18 protein-coding genes and 1 other RNA gene are annotated in these 15818 nt (G+C 68.3%); 15 read left to right on the top strand and 4 right to left on the bottom strand.

Going from position 1 to position 15818, the window contains the following annotated elements:
• Positions 1 to 15: 15 nt before the first annotated feature.
• The 4 genes from hemW to pepQ all read left to right on the top strand — a co-directional run bounded on the left by hemW (position 16) and on the right by pepQ (position 5417).
• Positions 16 to 1248 carry a radical SAM family heme chaperone HemW gene (gene hemW, locus C1932_RS15810; RefSeq protein ID WP_108762803.1) on the top strand — a complete coding sequence of 411 codons (1233 nt, stop codon included), beginning with the start codon at positions 16 to 18 and terminating at the stop codon, positions 1246 to 1248.
• Positions 1249 to 1353: 105 nt separating this feature from the next.
• The gene (locus C1932_RS15815; RefSeq protein WP_108762804.1) at positions 1354 to 3639 is read left to right on the top strand and encodes a DUF1631 family protein; all 2286 of its coding nucleotides are present in this window, start codon (positions 1354 to 1356) and stop codon (positions 3637 to 3639) included.
• A complete protein-coding gene (locus tag C1932_RS15820; RefSeq protein ID WP_108754040.1) occupies positions 3636 to 4010 on the top strand; it encodes a PilZ domain-containing protein in 375 nt (124 codons plus the stop codon). Before C1932_RS15815 ends, C1932_RS15820 begins: the two co-directional genes overlap by 4 nt.
• Before the next feature lie 75 nt (positions 4011 to 4085).
• On the top strand, positions 4086 to 5417 hold the full coding sequence (gene pepQ, locus C1932_RS15825; protein WP_108762805.1) for a Xaa-Pro dipeptidase: 1332 nt from the start codon (positions 4086 to 4088) through the stop codon (positions 5415 to 5417).
• A 501-nt stretch (positions 5418 to 5918) separates the two neighbouring features.
• Here the strand turns inward: pepQ and C1932_RS15830 are convergent.
• Together C1932_RS15830 and C1932_RS15835 are read right to left on the bottom strand one after the other, a co-directional pair.
• Complete coding sequence (locus tag C1932_RS15830; protein WP_108757791.1) at positions 5919 to 7241, bottom strand: aminopeptidase P N-terminal domain-containing protein; 1323 nt, start codon at positions 7239 to 7241, stop codon at positions 5919 to 5921.
• A 5-nt stretch (positions 7242 to 7246) separates the two neighbouring features.
• Positions 7247 to 7795 (bottom strand): UPF0149 family protein, encoded by a 549-nt coding sequence (locus tag C1932_RS15835; RefSeq protein ID WP_108750985.1) that lies wholly within the window; start codon positions 7793 to 7795, stop codon positions 7247 to 7249.
• Between the two features lie 151 nt (positions 7796 to 7946).
• On the opposite strand from C1932_RS15835, the gene C1932_RS15840 reads away from it, so the two are divergent.
• From C1932_RS15840 to C1932_RS15875, 8 genes are all read left to right on the top strand, one after another.
• Positions 7947 to 8168: a TIGR02449 family protein gene (locus C1932_RS15840; protein ID WP_079223080.1), complete on the top strand. Its 222-nt coding sequence runs from the start codon at positions 7947 to 7949 to the stop codon at positions 8166 to 8168.
• Positions 8165 to 8461: a cell division protein ZapA gene (locus tag C1932_RS15845; RefSeq protein ID WP_108750986.1), complete on the top strand. Its 297-nt coding sequence runs from the start codon at positions 8165 to 8167 to the stop codon at positions 8459 to 8461. Before C1932_RS15840 ends, C1932_RS15845 begins: the two co-directional genes overlap by 4 nt.
• A 97-nt stretch (positions 8462 to 8558) precedes the next feature.
• A non-coding RNA gene (gene ssrS / locus C1932_RS15850) (6S RNA) lies at positions 8559 to 8744 on the top strand.
• A gap of 83 nt (positions 8745 to 8827) precedes the next feature.
• On the top strand, positions 8828 to 9421 hold the full coding sequence (locus C1932_RS15855; protein WP_108762806.1) for a 5-formyltetrahydrofolate cyclo-ligase: 594 nt from the start codon (positions 8828 to 8830) through the stop codon (positions 9419 to 9421).
• Positions 9418 to 9897, top strand: a complete 480-nt coding sequence (locus tag C1932_RS15860; protein ID WP_108754043.1) for an EVE domain-containing protein — start codon at positions 9418 to 9420, stop codon at positions 9895 to 9897. The genes C1932_RS15855 and C1932_RS15860 overlap by 4 nt, the downstream gene beginning before the upstream one ends.
• Positions 9898 to 9919: 22 nt before the next feature.
• Positions 9920 to 10567: a ribose-5-phosphate isomerase RpiA gene (gene rpiA / locus C1932_RS15865; protein ID WP_108754044.1), complete on the top strand. Its 648-nt coding sequence runs from the start codon at positions 9920 to 9922 to the stop codon at positions 10565 to 10567.
• 21 nt (positions 10568 to 10588) lie between these two features.
• Entirely contained in the window at positions 10589 to 11035 is a 447-nt protein-coding gene (locus tag C1932_RS15870) for a DUF192 domain-containing protein (RefSeq protein WP_108750990.1), read from the top strand.
• 372 nt (positions 11036 to 11407) lie between these two features.
• The gene (locus C1932_RS15875) at positions 11408 to 12253 is read left to right on the top strand and encodes a SirB1 family protein (protein ID WP_108762807.1); all 846 of its coding nucleotides are present in this window, start codon (positions 11408 to 11410) and stop codon (positions 12251 to 12253) included.
• Between the two features lie 36 nt (positions 12254 to 12289).
• Here the strand turns inward: C1932_RS15875 and C1932_RS15880 are convergent, their stop codons facing one another.
• On the bottom strand, positions 12290 to 12514 hold the full coding sequence (locus C1932_RS15880) for a rubredoxin (RefSeq protein ID WP_108762808.1): 225 nt from the start codon (positions 12512 to 12514) through the stop codon (positions 12290 to 12292).
• A gap of 34 nt (positions 12515 to 12548) precedes the next feature.
• On the opposite strand from C1932_RS15880, the gene thiE reads away from it, so the two are divergent.
• Positions 12549 to 13175: a thiamine phosphate synthase gene (gene thiE, locus C1932_RS15885; protein ID WP_108754046.1), complete on the top strand. Its 627-nt coding sequence runs from the start codon at positions 12549 to 12551 to the stop codon at positions 13173 to 13175.
• Between the two features lie 16 nt (positions 13176 to 13191).
• Positions 13192 to 14481: a glutamate-1-semialdehyde 2,1-aminomutase gene (gene hemL / locus C1932_RS15890; protein WP_108762809.1), complete on the top strand. Its 1290-nt coding sequence runs from the start codon at positions 13192 to 13194 to the stop codon at positions 14479 to 14481.
• Between the two features lie 123 nt (positions 14482 to 14604).
• Here hemL and azu read toward each other — a convergent pair whose 3' ends face one another.
• Positions 14605 to 15054 carry an azurin gene (gene azu / locus C1932_RS15895; protein WP_108750995.1) on the bottom strand — a complete coding sequence of 150 codons (450 nt, stop codon included), beginning with the start codon at positions 15052 to 15054 and terminating at the stop codon, positions 14605 to 14607.
• Between the two features lie 103 nt (positions 15055 to 15157).
• Between azu and C1932_RS15900 the strand changes: the two genes are divergently transcribed.
• On the top strand, positions 15158 to 15766 hold the full coding sequence (locus C1932_RS15900; RefSeq protein WP_108762810.1) for an HAD-IA family hydrolase: 609 nt from the start codon (positions 15158 to 15160) through the stop codon (positions 15764 to 15766).
• Positions 15767 to 15818 lie beyond the last annotated feature (52 nt).

A 15818-nucleotide genomic window follows, 5' to 3' on the forward strand; every position in this document is an offset into this window, starting at 1 on the left:
CGTAGTTCCGCCGTCATGTCCCACGCCCACGATCACTGCAACCACCTGCCCGGCGAAGCCTGCGACGGCGACCACGGCCACCCCGCACCGGTGCGGCTGGTGCCGCCGCCGCTGTCGCTGTACGTGCACCTGCCCTGGTGCGTGCGCAAATGCCCGTACTGCGATTTCAACTCGCACCAGGCCAAGGGTGAGCTGCCGTTCGAGGCCTACATCGACGCCCTGCTGCGCGACCTGGACCAGGATCTGCCGCTGGTCTGGGGCCGGGTGGTGCACAGCGTGTTCTTCGGCGGCGGTACGCCCAGCCTGTTCCCGCCCGAGGCCATCGACCGCTTCCTGCAGCAGGCCAGCGCGCGCCTGCGTTTCGCGCCCAATGCCGAAATCACCCTGGAAACCAACCCGGGCACCGCCGAACACGGGCGCTTCGACCGCTACCGCGCGGCAGGCGTGAACCGGCTCAGCTTCGGCATCCAGAGTTTCGACGATGCCGCGCTGAAGCGGCTGGGCCGCATCCACGACAGTGGCGAGGCCGAGCGCGCAGTGAAGATGGCCCAGGACGCGGGCTACGACAACTACAACATCGACCTGATGTACGCGCTGCCGGAACAGACCCTGGCCGGTGCCGAGGCCGACCTGGAACGCGCGTTCGCGCTGCAGCCGGCGCACATCTCGCACTACCAGCTGACCCTGGAACCGAACACGGTGTTCTTCGCGCGGCCGCCGCAGGGCATTCCCGATGAAGACAACGCCTGGGACATGCAGGAGCACTGCCAGGCCTTGCTGGCCCAGGCCGGTTACGGCCAGTACGAGGTCAGCGCCTATGCCCGCCCCGGCCGGCAAAGCGCGCACAACCTGAACTACTGGCGCTTCGGCGATTACCTGGGCATCGGTGCCGGCGCGCACGGCAAGATCAGTTCCGGCGCCGAAGAACACGTGCTGCGGCGCTGGAAGGTGAAGCACCCGCAGGCCTACCTGGACAGCGCCGGCACCCCGGCCTCGTTCGGCGGTGACGAGGTGATCGCTGCCGAGCGCCTGCCGTTCGAGTACATGCTGAACCTGCTGCGCCTGCACGAAGGCTTCAGCCTGCGCGATTTCGAATCGCGCACCGGCCTGCCACGCAGCGTACTGGACGCCCCGCTCGCCCAGGCCCGCCAGCGCGGCTGGCTGCAGGTGGCCGACGGCCATGTGCAGCCCACCGAGCTGGGCCGGCGCTTCACCAACGATGTGGTGAGTCTGTTCCTGGAAGATTGATCGGACGCTCTGGATGGCGCCAGGCAGTGCCCGGCGGCTGGCGCCCTGCCCTGCCGACACGGTAGATTGCCGTAACGATCCGCGGGAATCCGGAACCCCTCGTCGATGTCTGCCGTTTTTTCATTGTCCAGCGCGGACACCGCGCGCCTGGCCGCCGCCGACCTGCCATCGCGGGTACGCGAGGTGCTGGGCGCGTTGATCGGCCTGTGCCACCACACCCTCACCGCGCCGTTGATCCTGACGGTGGAGGCGCTGGAACAGACCCTGCTGCACGACGCCGACCACGCGCGCAATCCGCAGCAGCAGGCCGACCTGCTGGCCCAGCGCGGGCAACTGCACGCCTTCGCCGGGCACTTCAGCGAGCGCATGCTCGATGCCCTGACCGATGCACTGGTGCGCTTGCGCGAACCGGCCGCAGCACCCGCGGCGCCGGCAACGCCGCCACCGCTGCCGGCCATGATGGGCCTGTCGCTGGTTGCCGAACATGAGGTGGACCGCGACCTGCTGCTGGTCGAAATGGTACGCAGGGAAACCCTGCGTTCGGCCAATGCGCTGAACCTGCTGGGCCAGCGCATGGGCGTGCTGGCCGCCGCGCCGGCCTTCGATGCGGAAACGCTGCCGCTGGCACCGCAGGCGCTGTGCGCGATGGTGCGCCGCCTGGCTGAACGCGATGGCCTGAGCATGGAGGTGCAGCTGGCGCTGTACCGCAGCTTCGAGCGCCAGTGCCTGGAGCGCCTGGGCGATACCCTGGACCGCGCCAACGCGCTGCTGGCCCAGCACGGCGTGCTGCCCGGGCTGGTCTACACCCCCTATCTGGCACGCTCGTCGGCCACCCGCCGGGTGATCACCCGTTCGGTCGGCCACGAACGCAGCGGACGCCCCGCGCCGCGCACGGTGACCCCGATGACCGGCTGGGGTGGTTCGGCACCGGCCGGTTCGTGGTCGAACCTGATGCAGGACGCCTTTGCAGGCGCCGATGCAGCGGCCGCCGGGCTGACCGTACCGGCCAACACCGTACTGCACGAACTGCTGCAGCAGGCCCGCCGCCTGCCAGCGCAGCCGCTGGCCCTGGAACCGGCCGCGCTGCCCACCGCCGCGGTGGATGCCGTGCTGGCGCGCCTGCAGGGCCAGGCCAGCGCCGCCACCAGCGTGACCGACCTGCAGGGCGCCCTGCTGGCACAACTTCGCAGCGAGCATGGCGCGCAGGCGCAACTGGCCGGGCACGACCGAGACAACCTGGACCTGCTGCGGCTGCTGCTGCAGCAGGTGCAGCAGCAACAGCGGCCCGACCCGGTGCCCGCGGCCCTGCTGGCGCGCCTGCAGGTACCGCTGGCCCGCGCGGCCATGGCCGACCCGGCCTTCTTCGTGCGCGACGAACACCCGGCGCGCGAACTGCTGAACACCGTGGCCGAAGCCGGCGCACGCTGGCTGGGCGACGACGACGTGGACCCGCAGCTGCTGCAGCGGCTGGCGCAGAGCGTGCAGGGCCTGCTGGGCCAGGATGCGCGCACGCCGGAAGCGTTTGCCGCCGCCAACGAGGAAATCCAGCAGCACCAGCGCGCCGCCGCACACCGCGCCGAACTGGCCGAACGCCGCCACGTGGAAGCCGCACGCGGCAAGGAACGGCTGGAACTGGCGCGGCGCGAAGCCACCACCCATATCGACCAGTGGTGCCAGGCCACGCAGCCGCCGCGCTTCGTGCAGACCCTGCTGCGCCAGGCCTGGGCCGATGCCCTCACCCTTACCCGCCTGCGCCACGGCGAAGATTCGCCGCAATGGCGCGAGCGCCTGCAGCAGACCGAGCGCATCGCCACGGTCACCGCCGCACCGGCCAGCGCGGCCGGCATGATCGACGCACCGCTGGCCGCCGATGTGGAAGCGGCGCTGCTGCAGGTGGGCTACCACGCCGACGAAGCGGCCGCCGTGGCCCGTCGCCTGGCGACCCCGGGCGGCGAAGACGAAAGCACCTCGCGCACGGAACTGAGCGCGCGCCTGAAAGCGCGCGCCCGCCTGGGCGAACAGAACGACGGCAGCGCCGACAGCCAGGCCGAGGCCGGGCGCAGCGCGCGCAGTGACAGCGAGGAAGCCTGCTACCAGCAGCTGGTCACCCTTCCCTTCGGCAGCTGGTTCGACATCGACGTGGGCGACGGTGCGCAACGGCGCCAGCGCTTGTCCTGGTACAGCCTGCTGACCGGGCACGTGCTGCTGGTGAACGCCCGTGGCCAGAAGACCGGCGAAACCACGTTGGATACGCTGGCGCGGCAGATGGCCGGCGGCCAGGCCCAGCTGGTCACCGAAGAAAAGGGCCGCCTGGTGGACCGCGCCTGGCAGGCCAGCCTGTCGGCGCTGCGTTCGCTGGCCAGCCGCCTGAACCCGGAGCCCAAGGCATGAGCACGCAACCGCCCGTGGATACCCGCCGCGCCCCGCGCCGGCAGGTAGCCGACCTGGTGCCGGTGACCGATCAGATGCGCGACGCCGTGATCGGCCGGCTGGGCAATGTTTCCGAAACCGGCATGCTGATGCTGGCCAGCACCGGCCTGCGCGAGGATGCGCTGTACCAGCTGCGCTTCCCGTTGGCGCTGGGCGATGGCCGCAATGAAACCATCGATGTGGGCGTGCACCTGCTGTGGAGCGAACCGGCGCACGTGCCGGGCCAGCACTGGGCCGGCTTCCGCTTCCTGACCCTGTCGCGCGAGCACCGCCAGCTGCTGCGCGGCTGGATCGGCGAAGACAACGATCAGGCGCCGGTTTCGACAGGCTGAGTGCCGGTTCCGGCACAGCGGTTTTTCGCCGTATGCGGCAGAATCTAAGGCCGTTTTCCGTGTCGAGCCACCGCAATGATCCAGCAAGACCCCGGCGCCCTGTATTCCGACCACCTGGCCGTGCTGTGCCGACGCGCCGAGCAGGCGCTGGCGCGCGGCGGTTTCGACCATCTGGTGGTGCCCAGCGGCACCCTGCATTACCAGGTGTTCGACGATCGTGACTACCCGTATGCGGTGAACCCGCAGTTCAAGGCCTGGCTGCCGCTTACCCGCGTGCCCAACAGCTGGGTGGTGTTCACCCCGGGCAAGCGCCCGGCGGTGATCTTCCACCAGCCCTTCGACTACTGGCACGTGGTGCCCGATGCCCCCAGCGGCTGGTGGGTGGAGCACTTCGACATCCACATCATCCGCACGCCGGACGAGGCGCTGGCCCTGCTGCCGGCCAACCCGGCCCGCTGCGCGATCCTGGGTGAGCCGCAGAGCGCGCTGGGCGCCTACGTGCCGAACAACCCGGCGCCGGTGCTGAACTATCTGGAATGGCACCGCGCCTACAAGACGCCATATGAAATCGCCCTGATGCGCCAGGCGCAGGTGCTGGGCGTGCGCGGCCACCGCGCCGCCGAGGCCGCCTTCCGCAACGGTGCCGACGAATTCAACATCCACATGGCGTACTGCCAGGCCGTCGGCCAGGATGCCAACGAACTGCCCTACGGCAACATCGTGGCACTGAACGAACACGCCGCCGTGCTGCATTACACCGAACTGGGCCGCAAGGCACCGCAGCCGCTGCGCAGCTTCCTGATCGATGCCGGCGCCAGCGCGCACGGCTACGCCAGCGACATCACTCGAACCTACGCCGCGCACGGCCACGACGAGTTCGCCGCGATGATCGACGCGGTGGACGCGGCCCAGCAGCAGATGTGCGCGGCCGTGCGTGCCGGCTTCGACTACAAGCAGCTGCACGTGGACGCGCACCTGTCGCTGATGGGCGTGCTGAAGGACTTCGGCGTGATCAAGGTTTCGCCGCAGACCGCACTGGAAACCGGCGTCAGCGCCGCGTTCTTCCCGCACGGCATCGGCCATCTGATAGGCCTGCAGGTGCACGACGTAGCCGGTTTCGCGGCTGGCGAAGACGGCGGCCGCATCGAGCGCCCGGCCGGCCACCCCTACCTGCGCCTGACCCGCGTGCTGGAGCCGGGCATGGTGGTGACCATCGAACCGGGCCTGTACTTCATCGACATGCTGTTGAACGAAGTGAAGGCCGCCGGCCATGGCAATGCGATCAACTGGGACCGCGTGGATTTCTTCCGCCCCTACGGTGGCATCCGCATCGAAGACGAAGTGCTGTGCACCGAAGGCGACGCGGACAACCTGACCCGCCCGGAGTTTGCCGCAGCCAACGGCTGAGCCCCTCGTGGCTGGGCGCTGGGTGCGGTGGGATTACTGATATCTGGCCGGGCGGATGGGCTGCGCAGGGGACGCTGCAAGTACATCCATGTAAGCTCGGTCGCCGCATCCATGCGGCTCACGCCCCAGCGCAACCCATCCGCCCGGCCACGGACAATATCCGTGCGCGTCCAGCCACGGAAAAGAAAGAAGAAAATCAAAAGCGGGTCGCTCGCTGCGCTCGCTCTGTGTCGACCAAGGTCGACACCTACCAACAGCCGCGTGAACCAACACCGCACGTTCCAAGAATCGCCGTTACCAACAGCCGCGTGAACCCGTCGAAGGCGGGGCACTGCGGGTTTGCGGGGTGTGAGCCGCATGGATGCGGCGACCAAGCCCCCATGGACGGGTTTACGGCGTCCCCGCAAACCCGCAGTGCCCCGCCATCCGACGGAATGCACGCTTTTGACGTTGACGTTGACGTTGCTTCAGTCGAGCAAGCTCGACTCTACGCAGTCCCGCTCAACCCGCCATCACCGCTTCGATCTCGTCGGCGCTGCGCGCCAGGCCTTCGGTCAGCACGCGATGGCCGTCGTCGGTGATCAGCACGTCATCCTCGGTGCGGATGCCGATACCGCGCCAGCGCGGTTCCACCGTGGTGTCGTCCACGCCGATGTACAGGCCCGGCTCGATGGTGAAGGCCATGCCCGGTTCCAGCAGGCGCGATTCGCCGGCCAGCCGATAGTCGCCCACATCGTGTACGTCCAGGCCGATCCAGTGCCCGGTCTTGTGCCGATAAAAGCGCTGGTACAGCCCTTCGGCCAGGTTCTTTTCCAGCGTGCCCTTCAGCAGGCCCAGCCGCAGCAGGCCCTCGGTCAGGGTCTGCACGGCGGCCAGATGGCCGGTCTCGTAGGCCACGCCCGGGCGCGCCTGCGCCATGGCGGCGGCCTGCGCCTGACCGACCAGATCGTGCAGCGCACGCTGTTCGGCAGTGAAGCGACCGTTCACCGGGAAGGTGCGGGTGATGTCGCTGGCGTAGCCACGGTACTCGGCACCCGCATCGATCAGCACCAGTTCGCCGTCGCGCGAACGCGCGTTGTTGTCGCGGTAATGCAGGATGCAGCCGTTGCGACCGGCACCGACAATGCTGCAGTACGCGGGAACGGCATCGCTGGCGCGGAACACCCGCTCCAGTTCGGCCTGCAGTTCATACTCGTGGATGCCCGCCTTGGCCGCGTGCATCGCCGCCAGGTGCGCACGCACGCTGATCTGCGCTGCATGCTGCATCAACGCCACTTCGGCACCGGATTTGAACAGGCGCTGCTCGTGCAGCAGGTGGCCCAGCTCCAGGAACTCGTGCGGCGGCTGCGCGCCGTGGCGCACCTGCGAACGCACGCGGTTCACCCAGCCGATCAGCTTCAGGTCGAAATCCGCTTCGCGGCCGAAGTGGTAATAGACGCGCGAGCGCCCTTCCAGCAGCCCCGGCAGGATGTCGTCCAGATCATCGATCGGGTAGGCATCGTCCATGCCGTAGTGCGCCACCGCCCCGTCCTGGCCCGCGCGGCTGCCATCCCACGCCTCGCGCTCGGCATCGCGTTCGCGGCAGAACAGGATGGCTTCGCCGTGGCGGCGGCCGGGAATCAGCACCAGCACGGCCTCCGGTTCCGGGAAGCCGCTCAGGTACTGGAAATCCGAATCCTGGCGGAACGGGAAATGGGTATCCAGGCTGCGCACCTTCTCCGAGGCCGCCGGCAGGACCAGGATCGCATCGTCGCCGGCCATGTCCATCAGCTGGCGGCGGCGGCGCTTGTACTCGCCGGCGGCAATGCCGGTGCGCTGCTTGATATCCATCAGTTCAGGCGCTGGCGGTGGCGCGCGGCCAGCACCACATCGCCGTGCAGCAGCAGCACCGCCACGCGGATGAATTCCTCGATTTCCGACAGCGCCTCGTCATCGTCCTCGCCGCCGGCCTCGAAATCCTCGCTGGAGGCACGCGCCAGGCTGGCCATGTCGGTCAGCGCTTCCTCGCCCTCTTCGGACAGGGTGGGACGGCGGCCGCCGCTGCCCAGGCCGAAGCCGCCCAGGAACGAACGGGTCCAGCTGAACATGGCATCGGCCTGCGCGGCCACGTCGTCGTTGTCGGTCAGCAGCAGCTCGAAGGCGAAATCACGGTCTTCCAGCTGCTTGATGGTGGCTTCCAGCAGCTGCGCCAGCGCGCTGCCGGGGGCGACCGGGGCCAGGTTGTCGTCGGCCAGCACCCGGGCCGGCCAGTCGTTGCCGGGGGCGCCGCCGGCGGCCAGCCAGCCGCACAGGCCGCCATGCAGCTCGGCAGCGGTGGCGCCCAGGCCCAGTTCCTGGCTGGCGCGGGAAACGTCGTCGACGGAGGGAAGTTCGGTCATCGTGCGGCTCGTTCGTAAGGGAAACCCGGGGCGCGCACGCGCGCGCCCGTGATCCCTGTAGTGTAGCAACCCAACCGGGTCGTCCTCGTGGCAGTCCGGCCCTGCTGCGACAACGCTTGACCGCCATCACCCGGCTTGCCTATCGTGCGGCATGGAACCCGCCGACCCCCTTGCCCAGCTGCAGGCTTTTGCCGCCCGCGTGGAAGCGCTGCTGGAGCGCAACCAGCGCCTGGCCGAGGAGAACCGCAGCCTGCGCCACCAGCAGGAACAACTGGTGGCCGAGCGGTCCACCCTGCTGGCCAAGAACGAACAGGCCCGCTCGCGGGTGGAAGCGATGATCAGCCGGCTCAAATCCCTGGAGCAGCACACATGAGCGCAGAACCGGTCAGTGTCCGCATCCTCGATCGTGAATACACCGTGGGCGTGGGCGGCGATGAACGCGACAGCCTGATGGCCGCCGCGCGCCTGCTGGATGCACGCATGCGCGAAATCCGCGGCAGCAACCGCATGGCCGCCGTCGATCGTGTGGCGGTGCTGGCCGCACTGAACCTGGCCCACGAGCTGCAACTGCTGCGCGACGAGAACGCGCGCCAGGCGGTGGCCCTGCAGCAGACGCTGGCCGATCTGAACCGGCGCCTGGACCGCGCGATCGATAGCAGCGTGTGAGCAACGCGCACAACGCGTCTTCTCATATCTGAATTGGCACGGACTGTTGCCGACGAACGGCCTATCCAGATCGTGCACGCTGGCTATAATGGCCACGCGTTCTCTGCGGTACTCGACGGCATGTGCAAACATTCGCCTTGTCCCTTAAGAACGACACCGGGAGCGCGACAGCGCCGGGAGTGCAGGTCCGCCTTGTAGCGGGAAGCCCGATGGTTCTCCAGCGTTCCCACTTGAGCCCCCGGGTTCAAGGTCGTTTCGCATGCATCGACATTGCGGAGAATGCAATATTCCAGCAAGGGCGGCGTCTTCGGGCGTCGCCCTTGTTCTTTCCGGCACAATGGCCGCTGTTTCCTGCCGCCACCTGCCATGACCGACCCGCGCCAGGCCCTGCGCCACGACCTGCGGCAACGCCGCCGCGCACTTTCCGCGCCCATCCGCATTGCGGCTGCCGAATCGCTGGCCGACGCCCTGCTGGCCCTGCCGTTCGCCCCGCGCGAAGGTGCCGTGGCCGGCTACTGGGCGCTGGATGGCGAGATCGCCCTGCACCGCTGGCAACTACAGTTGCCTGACACCGTGGCCTATTGCCTGCCGGTGCTGGCCGGCGATGTGCTGCGCTTTGCGCCGTGGCGGCCGGGCCAGCCCCTGACCAGCAACCGCTACGGCATTCCCGAGCCCGATGTGGCGGCGGCCGACACCCTGGACGCCAGCCAGATGGCGCTGGTGGTGACCCCGCTGGTGGGCTTCGACGCGCAGTGCCGGCGGCTGGGCATGGGGGGCGGCTGGTATGATCGCAGCTTCGCCTTCCGCCACGACCGGCCGGCACCGCCCTGGCTGGTGGGTGCCGCGTTCGCTGCGCAGCAGGTCGAGTCCTTGCCGGTGGCGTCGTGGGACGTGCCGGTGGATGCGATCTGCACCGAAGACGGCACCCTGTTCCCCTCCGCTGCCCCCGTGAACGCATGACCGCCCGCAAGCGCTATTGGCTGATGAAGTCCGAACCGGACGCTTTTTCCATCGATGACCTGGCCAAGGTGAAGGTCGAGCCCTGGAACGGCGTGCGCAACTACCAGGCGCGCAACTTCATGCGCGACGGCATGCAGGTAGGCGACGGCATCCTGTTCTACCACTCCAATACCAAGGTGCCCGGCATCGTCGGCCTGGCCACGGTGGCCAGCCCGGCCTACCCGGACGACACCCAGTTCGACCCGGAATCCGACTACCACGACCCCAAGAGCACGCGCGAGAATCCGCGCTGGATGCTGGTGGACGTGGCCTTCGACCGCAAGCTGCCGCAGGTGATCGCGCTGGACGAGATCAAGCTGCACGCCGACGAACTTGGCGAAGGTTTCCCGCTGGTTGCCAAGGGCAACCGCCTGTCGGTGTTCCCGGTGACGGCCCCGCAGTGGAAGCTGCTGCTGTCGCTGGAAAAGAAATCCTGATTCCCTGCCTGAGAGTTTTCCCATGTCCGAAGCCAAGCGCCTGGCCGCTGAAAAAGCCATCGAATACGTCGAAGACGGCATGATCGTCGGGGTCGGCACCGGTTCCACCGTGGCCTACTTCATCGATGCGCTGGCCCGCATCCAGCACCGCATCAAGGGCGCGGTGTCCAGTTCGGAACAGAGCACCGCGCGCCTGAAGCAGCACGGCATCGAGGTGATCGAGCTGAACCACACCGGCAACCTGTCGCTGTACGTGGACGGCGCCGATGAGTGCGATCCGGGCAAGTGCCTGATCAAGGGCGGTGGCGCGGCGCTGACCCGCGAGAAGATCATCGCCGAGGCCAGCGAGCGTTTCGTCTGCATCGTCGATCCCAGCAAGCAGGTGCCGGTGCTGGGCAACTTCCCGCTGCCGGTGGAAGTGATTCCGATGGCGCGCAGCCTGGTGGCCCGACAGATCCGCGACATGACCGGCGGCCAGCCGACCTGGCGCGAGGGTGTGGTGACCGACAACGGCAACCAGATCCTGGACATCCACAACCTGCAGATCACCGATCCGGAAAAGCTGGAGCGCGAGCTGAACCAGCTGCCGGGCGTGGTCTGCGTGGGCCTGTTCGCGCGCCGCCGCGCCGATGTGGTGATTGTCGGCGGTGAACCGCCGGTCGTGCTCTGACCCCTGCGAAGGACCCTGACGATGTCGCTGTTGCGTTCGCTGCTGATGCTTCCGCTGCTGGCCCTGACCGGCTGTGCCACCGATGCCGCCCGCCACTGGGTTGAGCTGGACGGTGCCCGTTACAAGGTCGAACTGGCCACCAACGATGACACCCGCGCCCGCGGCCTGATGTTCCGCGACCAGATGCCGGCCGACCACGGCATGCTGTTTGTGCACGAGCAGGAGGAGATGCAGGCGTACTGGATGAAGAACACCCGGATCGCGCTGGACATCCTGTACTTCGACAGCCAGCGTCGGCTGGTCAGCCAGCAGCGCGATGTGCCGCCGTGCTCGGCCGGCGACCGGTGCCCGCCCTACCCCAGCAGCGGCCCGGCCCGCTACGTGCTGGAACTCAATGCGGGCCAGGCGGAAAAGCTGAAGCTGAAGGACGGCACCGCACTGACCTTCGGCCCGGGCATCGAGAACTGAGGGACGGCCGGGCTGCGCCCGGCACCCGCCGAATCAACATCAACGGCAACGGCAACGTCAAATTCGTGCATTTCGAGGAATGGCGGGGTGGGTCCGGTGGCGGGGGACGGCGCAAGTACGTCCCTGTAGCCTTGGCCGCGGCATCCATGCCGCGGACACCCCCGCCACCCGACCCACCCCGCCTTCGACGGTTGGCCGCGATCTGTTGGAACGGCGCGGGGTCGGACCCCGTTGCTGCGCAACGGGCTCCGACCCCAGATTGATTTCGATATCTGACGGTAGATCCACGCCATGCGTGGATGGGGAACAACGACATGCGGAATTCACGCCGCACCGCTTGAAACCGCCTGCGATTGCCGCCAGTCTGTGGCCATGCAGGACCGGATCACACTCCCCGACTGGGATGCACTGGCCGACCTCGATGACGAGGCGCTGCCACTGTTGCCGACCGCGCTGCTGATCGCGCGCGATGAATACCCCGATCTTCAACCCGGCGTGTACGAGGCGCTGGTGCAGAGCCATGTCGATCACCTGCGCGCCGAAGTGGACACGATCGAGCGCTGGCCGATGAAGATGGCCGCGGTGAACCGCCACCTGTTCGACGAGCTGGGTTACAGCGGTGACCACCAGCAGTACTACGACCCCCGCAACAGCTACCTCAACCAGGTATTCGAACGGCGCCTGGGCAATCCCATCTCGCTGGCCCTGGTGCAGATGGAAGTGGCCCGGCGGCTGGGCATTCCGCTGGACGGGGTGTCCTTCCCCGGCCATTTCCTGGTGCGCCTGCCCGTAGACGACGGGGTGCTGGTGATGGACCCGTTCAATGGCGGTCGCCCGCTGGACGTGGACGAGCTGCGCGAACGCGCCAAGTCACACCTGGGCGGGCAGGCACCGGACGACCAGGTGCTGGCGCAGATCCTGGATCCGGCGCCGAGCCGGGCGATCCTGATCCGCATGCTGCGCAACCTGCATGGGGTCTATGCCGAAGCCGGCGAATGGGACCGTGCCGCGCGCAGTGCCGACCGCCTGCTGAAACTGGCCCCGGAACAGGACGATGCCCTGCGCGACCGTGGCCTGGCCTATCTGCAGCTGGAGTACCTGGCCGGCGCCCGACATGACCTGGGGCAGTACCTGAAGCGCAACCCGGAAGCCAGCGATGCGCAGTGGCTGCGCGAGAAGCTGATCGACCTGGGCGGGCCGATGCCGCGGTTGCATTGACCGGTAGCGCCGGGCCATGCCCGGCGGCCTCTGTACTCAATCGATCTCGACCATCTCGAAATCGTCCTTGGTCACCCCGCAATCGGGGCAGGTCCAGGTCTCGGGAATGTCCTGCCAGCGCGTGCCCGGGACAATGCCCTCCTCCGGCAGCCCGTCCGCCTCACGGTAGATGAAGCCGCAGACCACGCACATCCAGGTGCGCAAGGTGGTGGGGGTGGCATCGCTCATCGGATAATCAACGCTGGATTCACTGGCCGTCATTGTCCCACCGCGGCCCTTCTACCGGTAGCCATCCATGAACGCAGCTTCCCCGGCGCCCCGCGGCGTCTACCTGATCACCCCGGACGAGGCCGATACTGCGCGCCTGCTGGCACGCACCGCGCCGCTGCTGGCCGCCGGCGCCACCTGGCTGCAGTACCGCAACAAGACCGCCAGCGATGCGCTGCGCCTGGAACAGGCCACCGCCCTGCAGGCGCTGTGCGCCGGACACGGCGTGCCGCTGATCATCAACGACGACCCGGCGCTGGCCCAGGCCGTGGGCGCGGCCGGCGTGCACCTGGGCGGCACCGACGGTGACATTCCCAGCGCGCGTGCCCTGCTCGGCCCGGCCGCCATCATCGGTGCGTCCTGCTACGACCAGGTGGCTAACGCCGAAAAGGCCGTGGCCGCCGGCGCCAGCTACGTGGCCTTTGGCGCCTTCTTCCCCACCACCACCAAGATCACCAGCAGCCGCGCCCACACCGACCTGCTGCGGCAAACCGCCGCACTGGGCGTGCCGCGGGTGGCCATTGGTGGCCTGACCCCGGACAATGTGGGTCCCATCATCGACGCCGGCGCCGACCTGGTGGCCGTGGTCAGCGGCATCTATGCCGCACCGGACCCGGTCGCGACCCAGCGCGCCTTCCTCGCCCAGTTCGCGTAATGCCCAGGAAAGCCCCATGAACCACGATCAGTCCCACGCCCTGTTCTCCCGCGCCCAGCAGCTGCTGCCGGGCGGCGTCAATTCGCCGGTGCGCGCGTTCAAGTCGGTGGGCGGCGAACCGTTCTTCGTCGAACGCGCCGACGGCGCCTACCTGTACGACGTGGACGGCAACCGCTACATCGACTACGTGGGCTCGTGGGGCCCGATGATCGTCGGCCACAACCACCCGGCCGTGCGCCAGGCGGTGAAGCGGGCGATCGACAACGGCCTGTCCTTCGGCGCGCCGTGCGCGGCCGAAGTGACCATGGCCGAGACCATCACCCGGCTGGTGCCGTCGTGCGAAATGGTGCGCATGGTCAATTCGGGCACCGAAGCCACGCTGTCGGCCATCCGCCTGGCGCGCGGCGCCACCGGCCGCAACCGTATCGTGAAGTTCGAAGGCTGCTACCACGGCCACGGCGATTCGTTCCTGGTCAAGGCCGGCAGCGGCATGCTGACCCTGGGCGTGCCGACCTCGCCGGGCGTGCCGGCGGGCCTGAGCGAACTGACCCTGACCCTGCCCTATAACGATTTCGAAGCGGCCACCGCGCTGTTCGAGGCGCAGGGCAGCGAGATCGCCGGCCTCATCATCGAACCGGTGGTGGGCAACGCCAACTGCATTCCGCCGCGCGAGGGCTACCTGCAGCACCTGCGCGCGCTGTGCACGCAGCACGGTGCGCTGCTGATCTTCGACGAAGTGATGACCGGTTTCCGCGTGGCCCTGGGCGGCGCGCAGGCGCACTACGGCATCACCCCGGACCTGACCACCTTCGGCAAGATCATCGGCGGCGGCATGCCGGTGGGTGCCTATGGTGGCCGCCGCGACCTGATGCAGCAGATTGCACCGGCCGGCCCGATCTACCAGGCCGGCACGCTCAGCGGCAATCCGGTGGCGATGGCCGCCGGCCTGGCCATGCTCGACCTGGTATCGCAGCCGGGCTTCCATGCCGACCTGGCCGAGCGCACCGCGCGCCTGTGTGCCGGCCTGGAAGCAGCGGCCGCCGAAGCCGGCGTGGCGGTGACCACCACCCAGGTTGGCGCGATGTTCGGTCTGTTCTTCACCAGCGAAAAGGTGGAGACCTATGCCCAGGCCATCGCCTGCGATATTCCGGCGTTCAACCGCTTCTTCCACGCCATGCTGGACCAGGGCGTATTCCTGGCGCCGTCGGCGTACGAAGCCGGGTTCATGTCCAGTGCGCACGACGATGCGGTGATCGAGGCCACGCTGGCCGCCGCACGCATCGCGTTCAAGGCCGCCAAGGGGTAAGCGGCCTCCGGGGGGTGCCGACCTTGGTTGGCACCCTTGGGCACCCATCCACGCATGGCGTGGATCTACCTGGGCCTGGTTGGCACGCGCGCAGTCGAGCATGGCTCGACTCTACAAACGGCATCAACCGAAGACGAAGCTGCCCTTCATCATCGCGAAATGCCCCGGGAACGAGCAGAAGAAGGTGTAATCACCGCCCTTCTGCAGGCCCTTGGTGGAAAACCGCACGCGCGTCGTCTCGCCGCCACCGATCACCTTGGTATGCGCCAGCACCCGCTTGTCGGCCTTGGGCAGGTAGCTGTCGGCCAGGCTCATGCGCATGCCAGCCAGGGCCACCGGCTGGTAATCGGCCGTGCGGGTCAGCACCCAGTTGTGGCCCATGGCGGTGGCCGCCAGCTTGCCGGTGTGGCGCAGGGTCAGGTCCACTTCGCTGCAGTCGGCTGCCACCTTGATCTGCCGGCTGCTGAAGGTCATCTGGTCGGTGCTGTCGATGCTCACCGCACACACCCGCGCCATTGCCGCCGGTGCGAACAGCAGCGCACCCAGTCCAATTGCCACGCCCCAAGCCTTCATCAATGCATCTCCTGCCAAGTCGTCTTCATTCTAGGCAGTGACCGCGCGCACGTGCTGCGACAGGGTGTCGCATGCGATGCGCAGGCTCAGGCATGCTGCAGGCATGGAGATACGACTGTTGCTGCTGGATGTGGATGGCGTGCTGCTGCAGTACCAGCGCGCGCAGCGCGTGCTGTATCTGGCGCAGGCCCTGCAGCGCAGTACCGCGCAGGTGCAGGCCGCACTGTTCGACAGTGGGCTGGAAACCGCCTACGACGCCGGGCAGGTCAGCACCGAGGACTATCTGGCACAGCTCGGCCACGCACTGGACGTCAGCGTCGACGTGCCGACCTGGATCGCTGCACGCCGGGCCGCGTGCCGGCCGCAGGCGGCAGTGGTGCAGCGCTTGCTGGCCTTGGACGACGGCCTGCCGCTGGCGGTGCTGACCAATAACGGCCCCCTGATGGCGCAGGTGCTGCCGGAACTGCTGCCGGAACTGCACGCGCGCCTGCAGCCGCGCGTGCTGTGCAGCGGCATGCTGGGCGGCCGCAAGCCGGACCCGGCGGTGTTCAAGCGCGCATTGCAGCGGCTGGATGCCGATCCAGGCCACACCCTGTTCGTGGATGACCTGTTCGTCAACGTGCGCGGCGCACGCGCGGCCGGGCTGCATGCCGAAACCGTGCGCGACGGGCGGGGCCTGGGGAAGGTGTTGAAGCGCTACGGGGTGCGCTGATCCGGGGTCAGAGCCCTCTCCGCTGGAGAGGGATCCGACCCCTGCACTGCGA

The organism is Stenotrophomonas sp. YAU14D1_LEIMI4_1, assembly GCF_003086815.1.
GTDB lineage: Bacteria > Pseudomonadota > Gammaproteobacteria > Xanthomonadales > Xanthomonadaceae > Stenotrophomonas.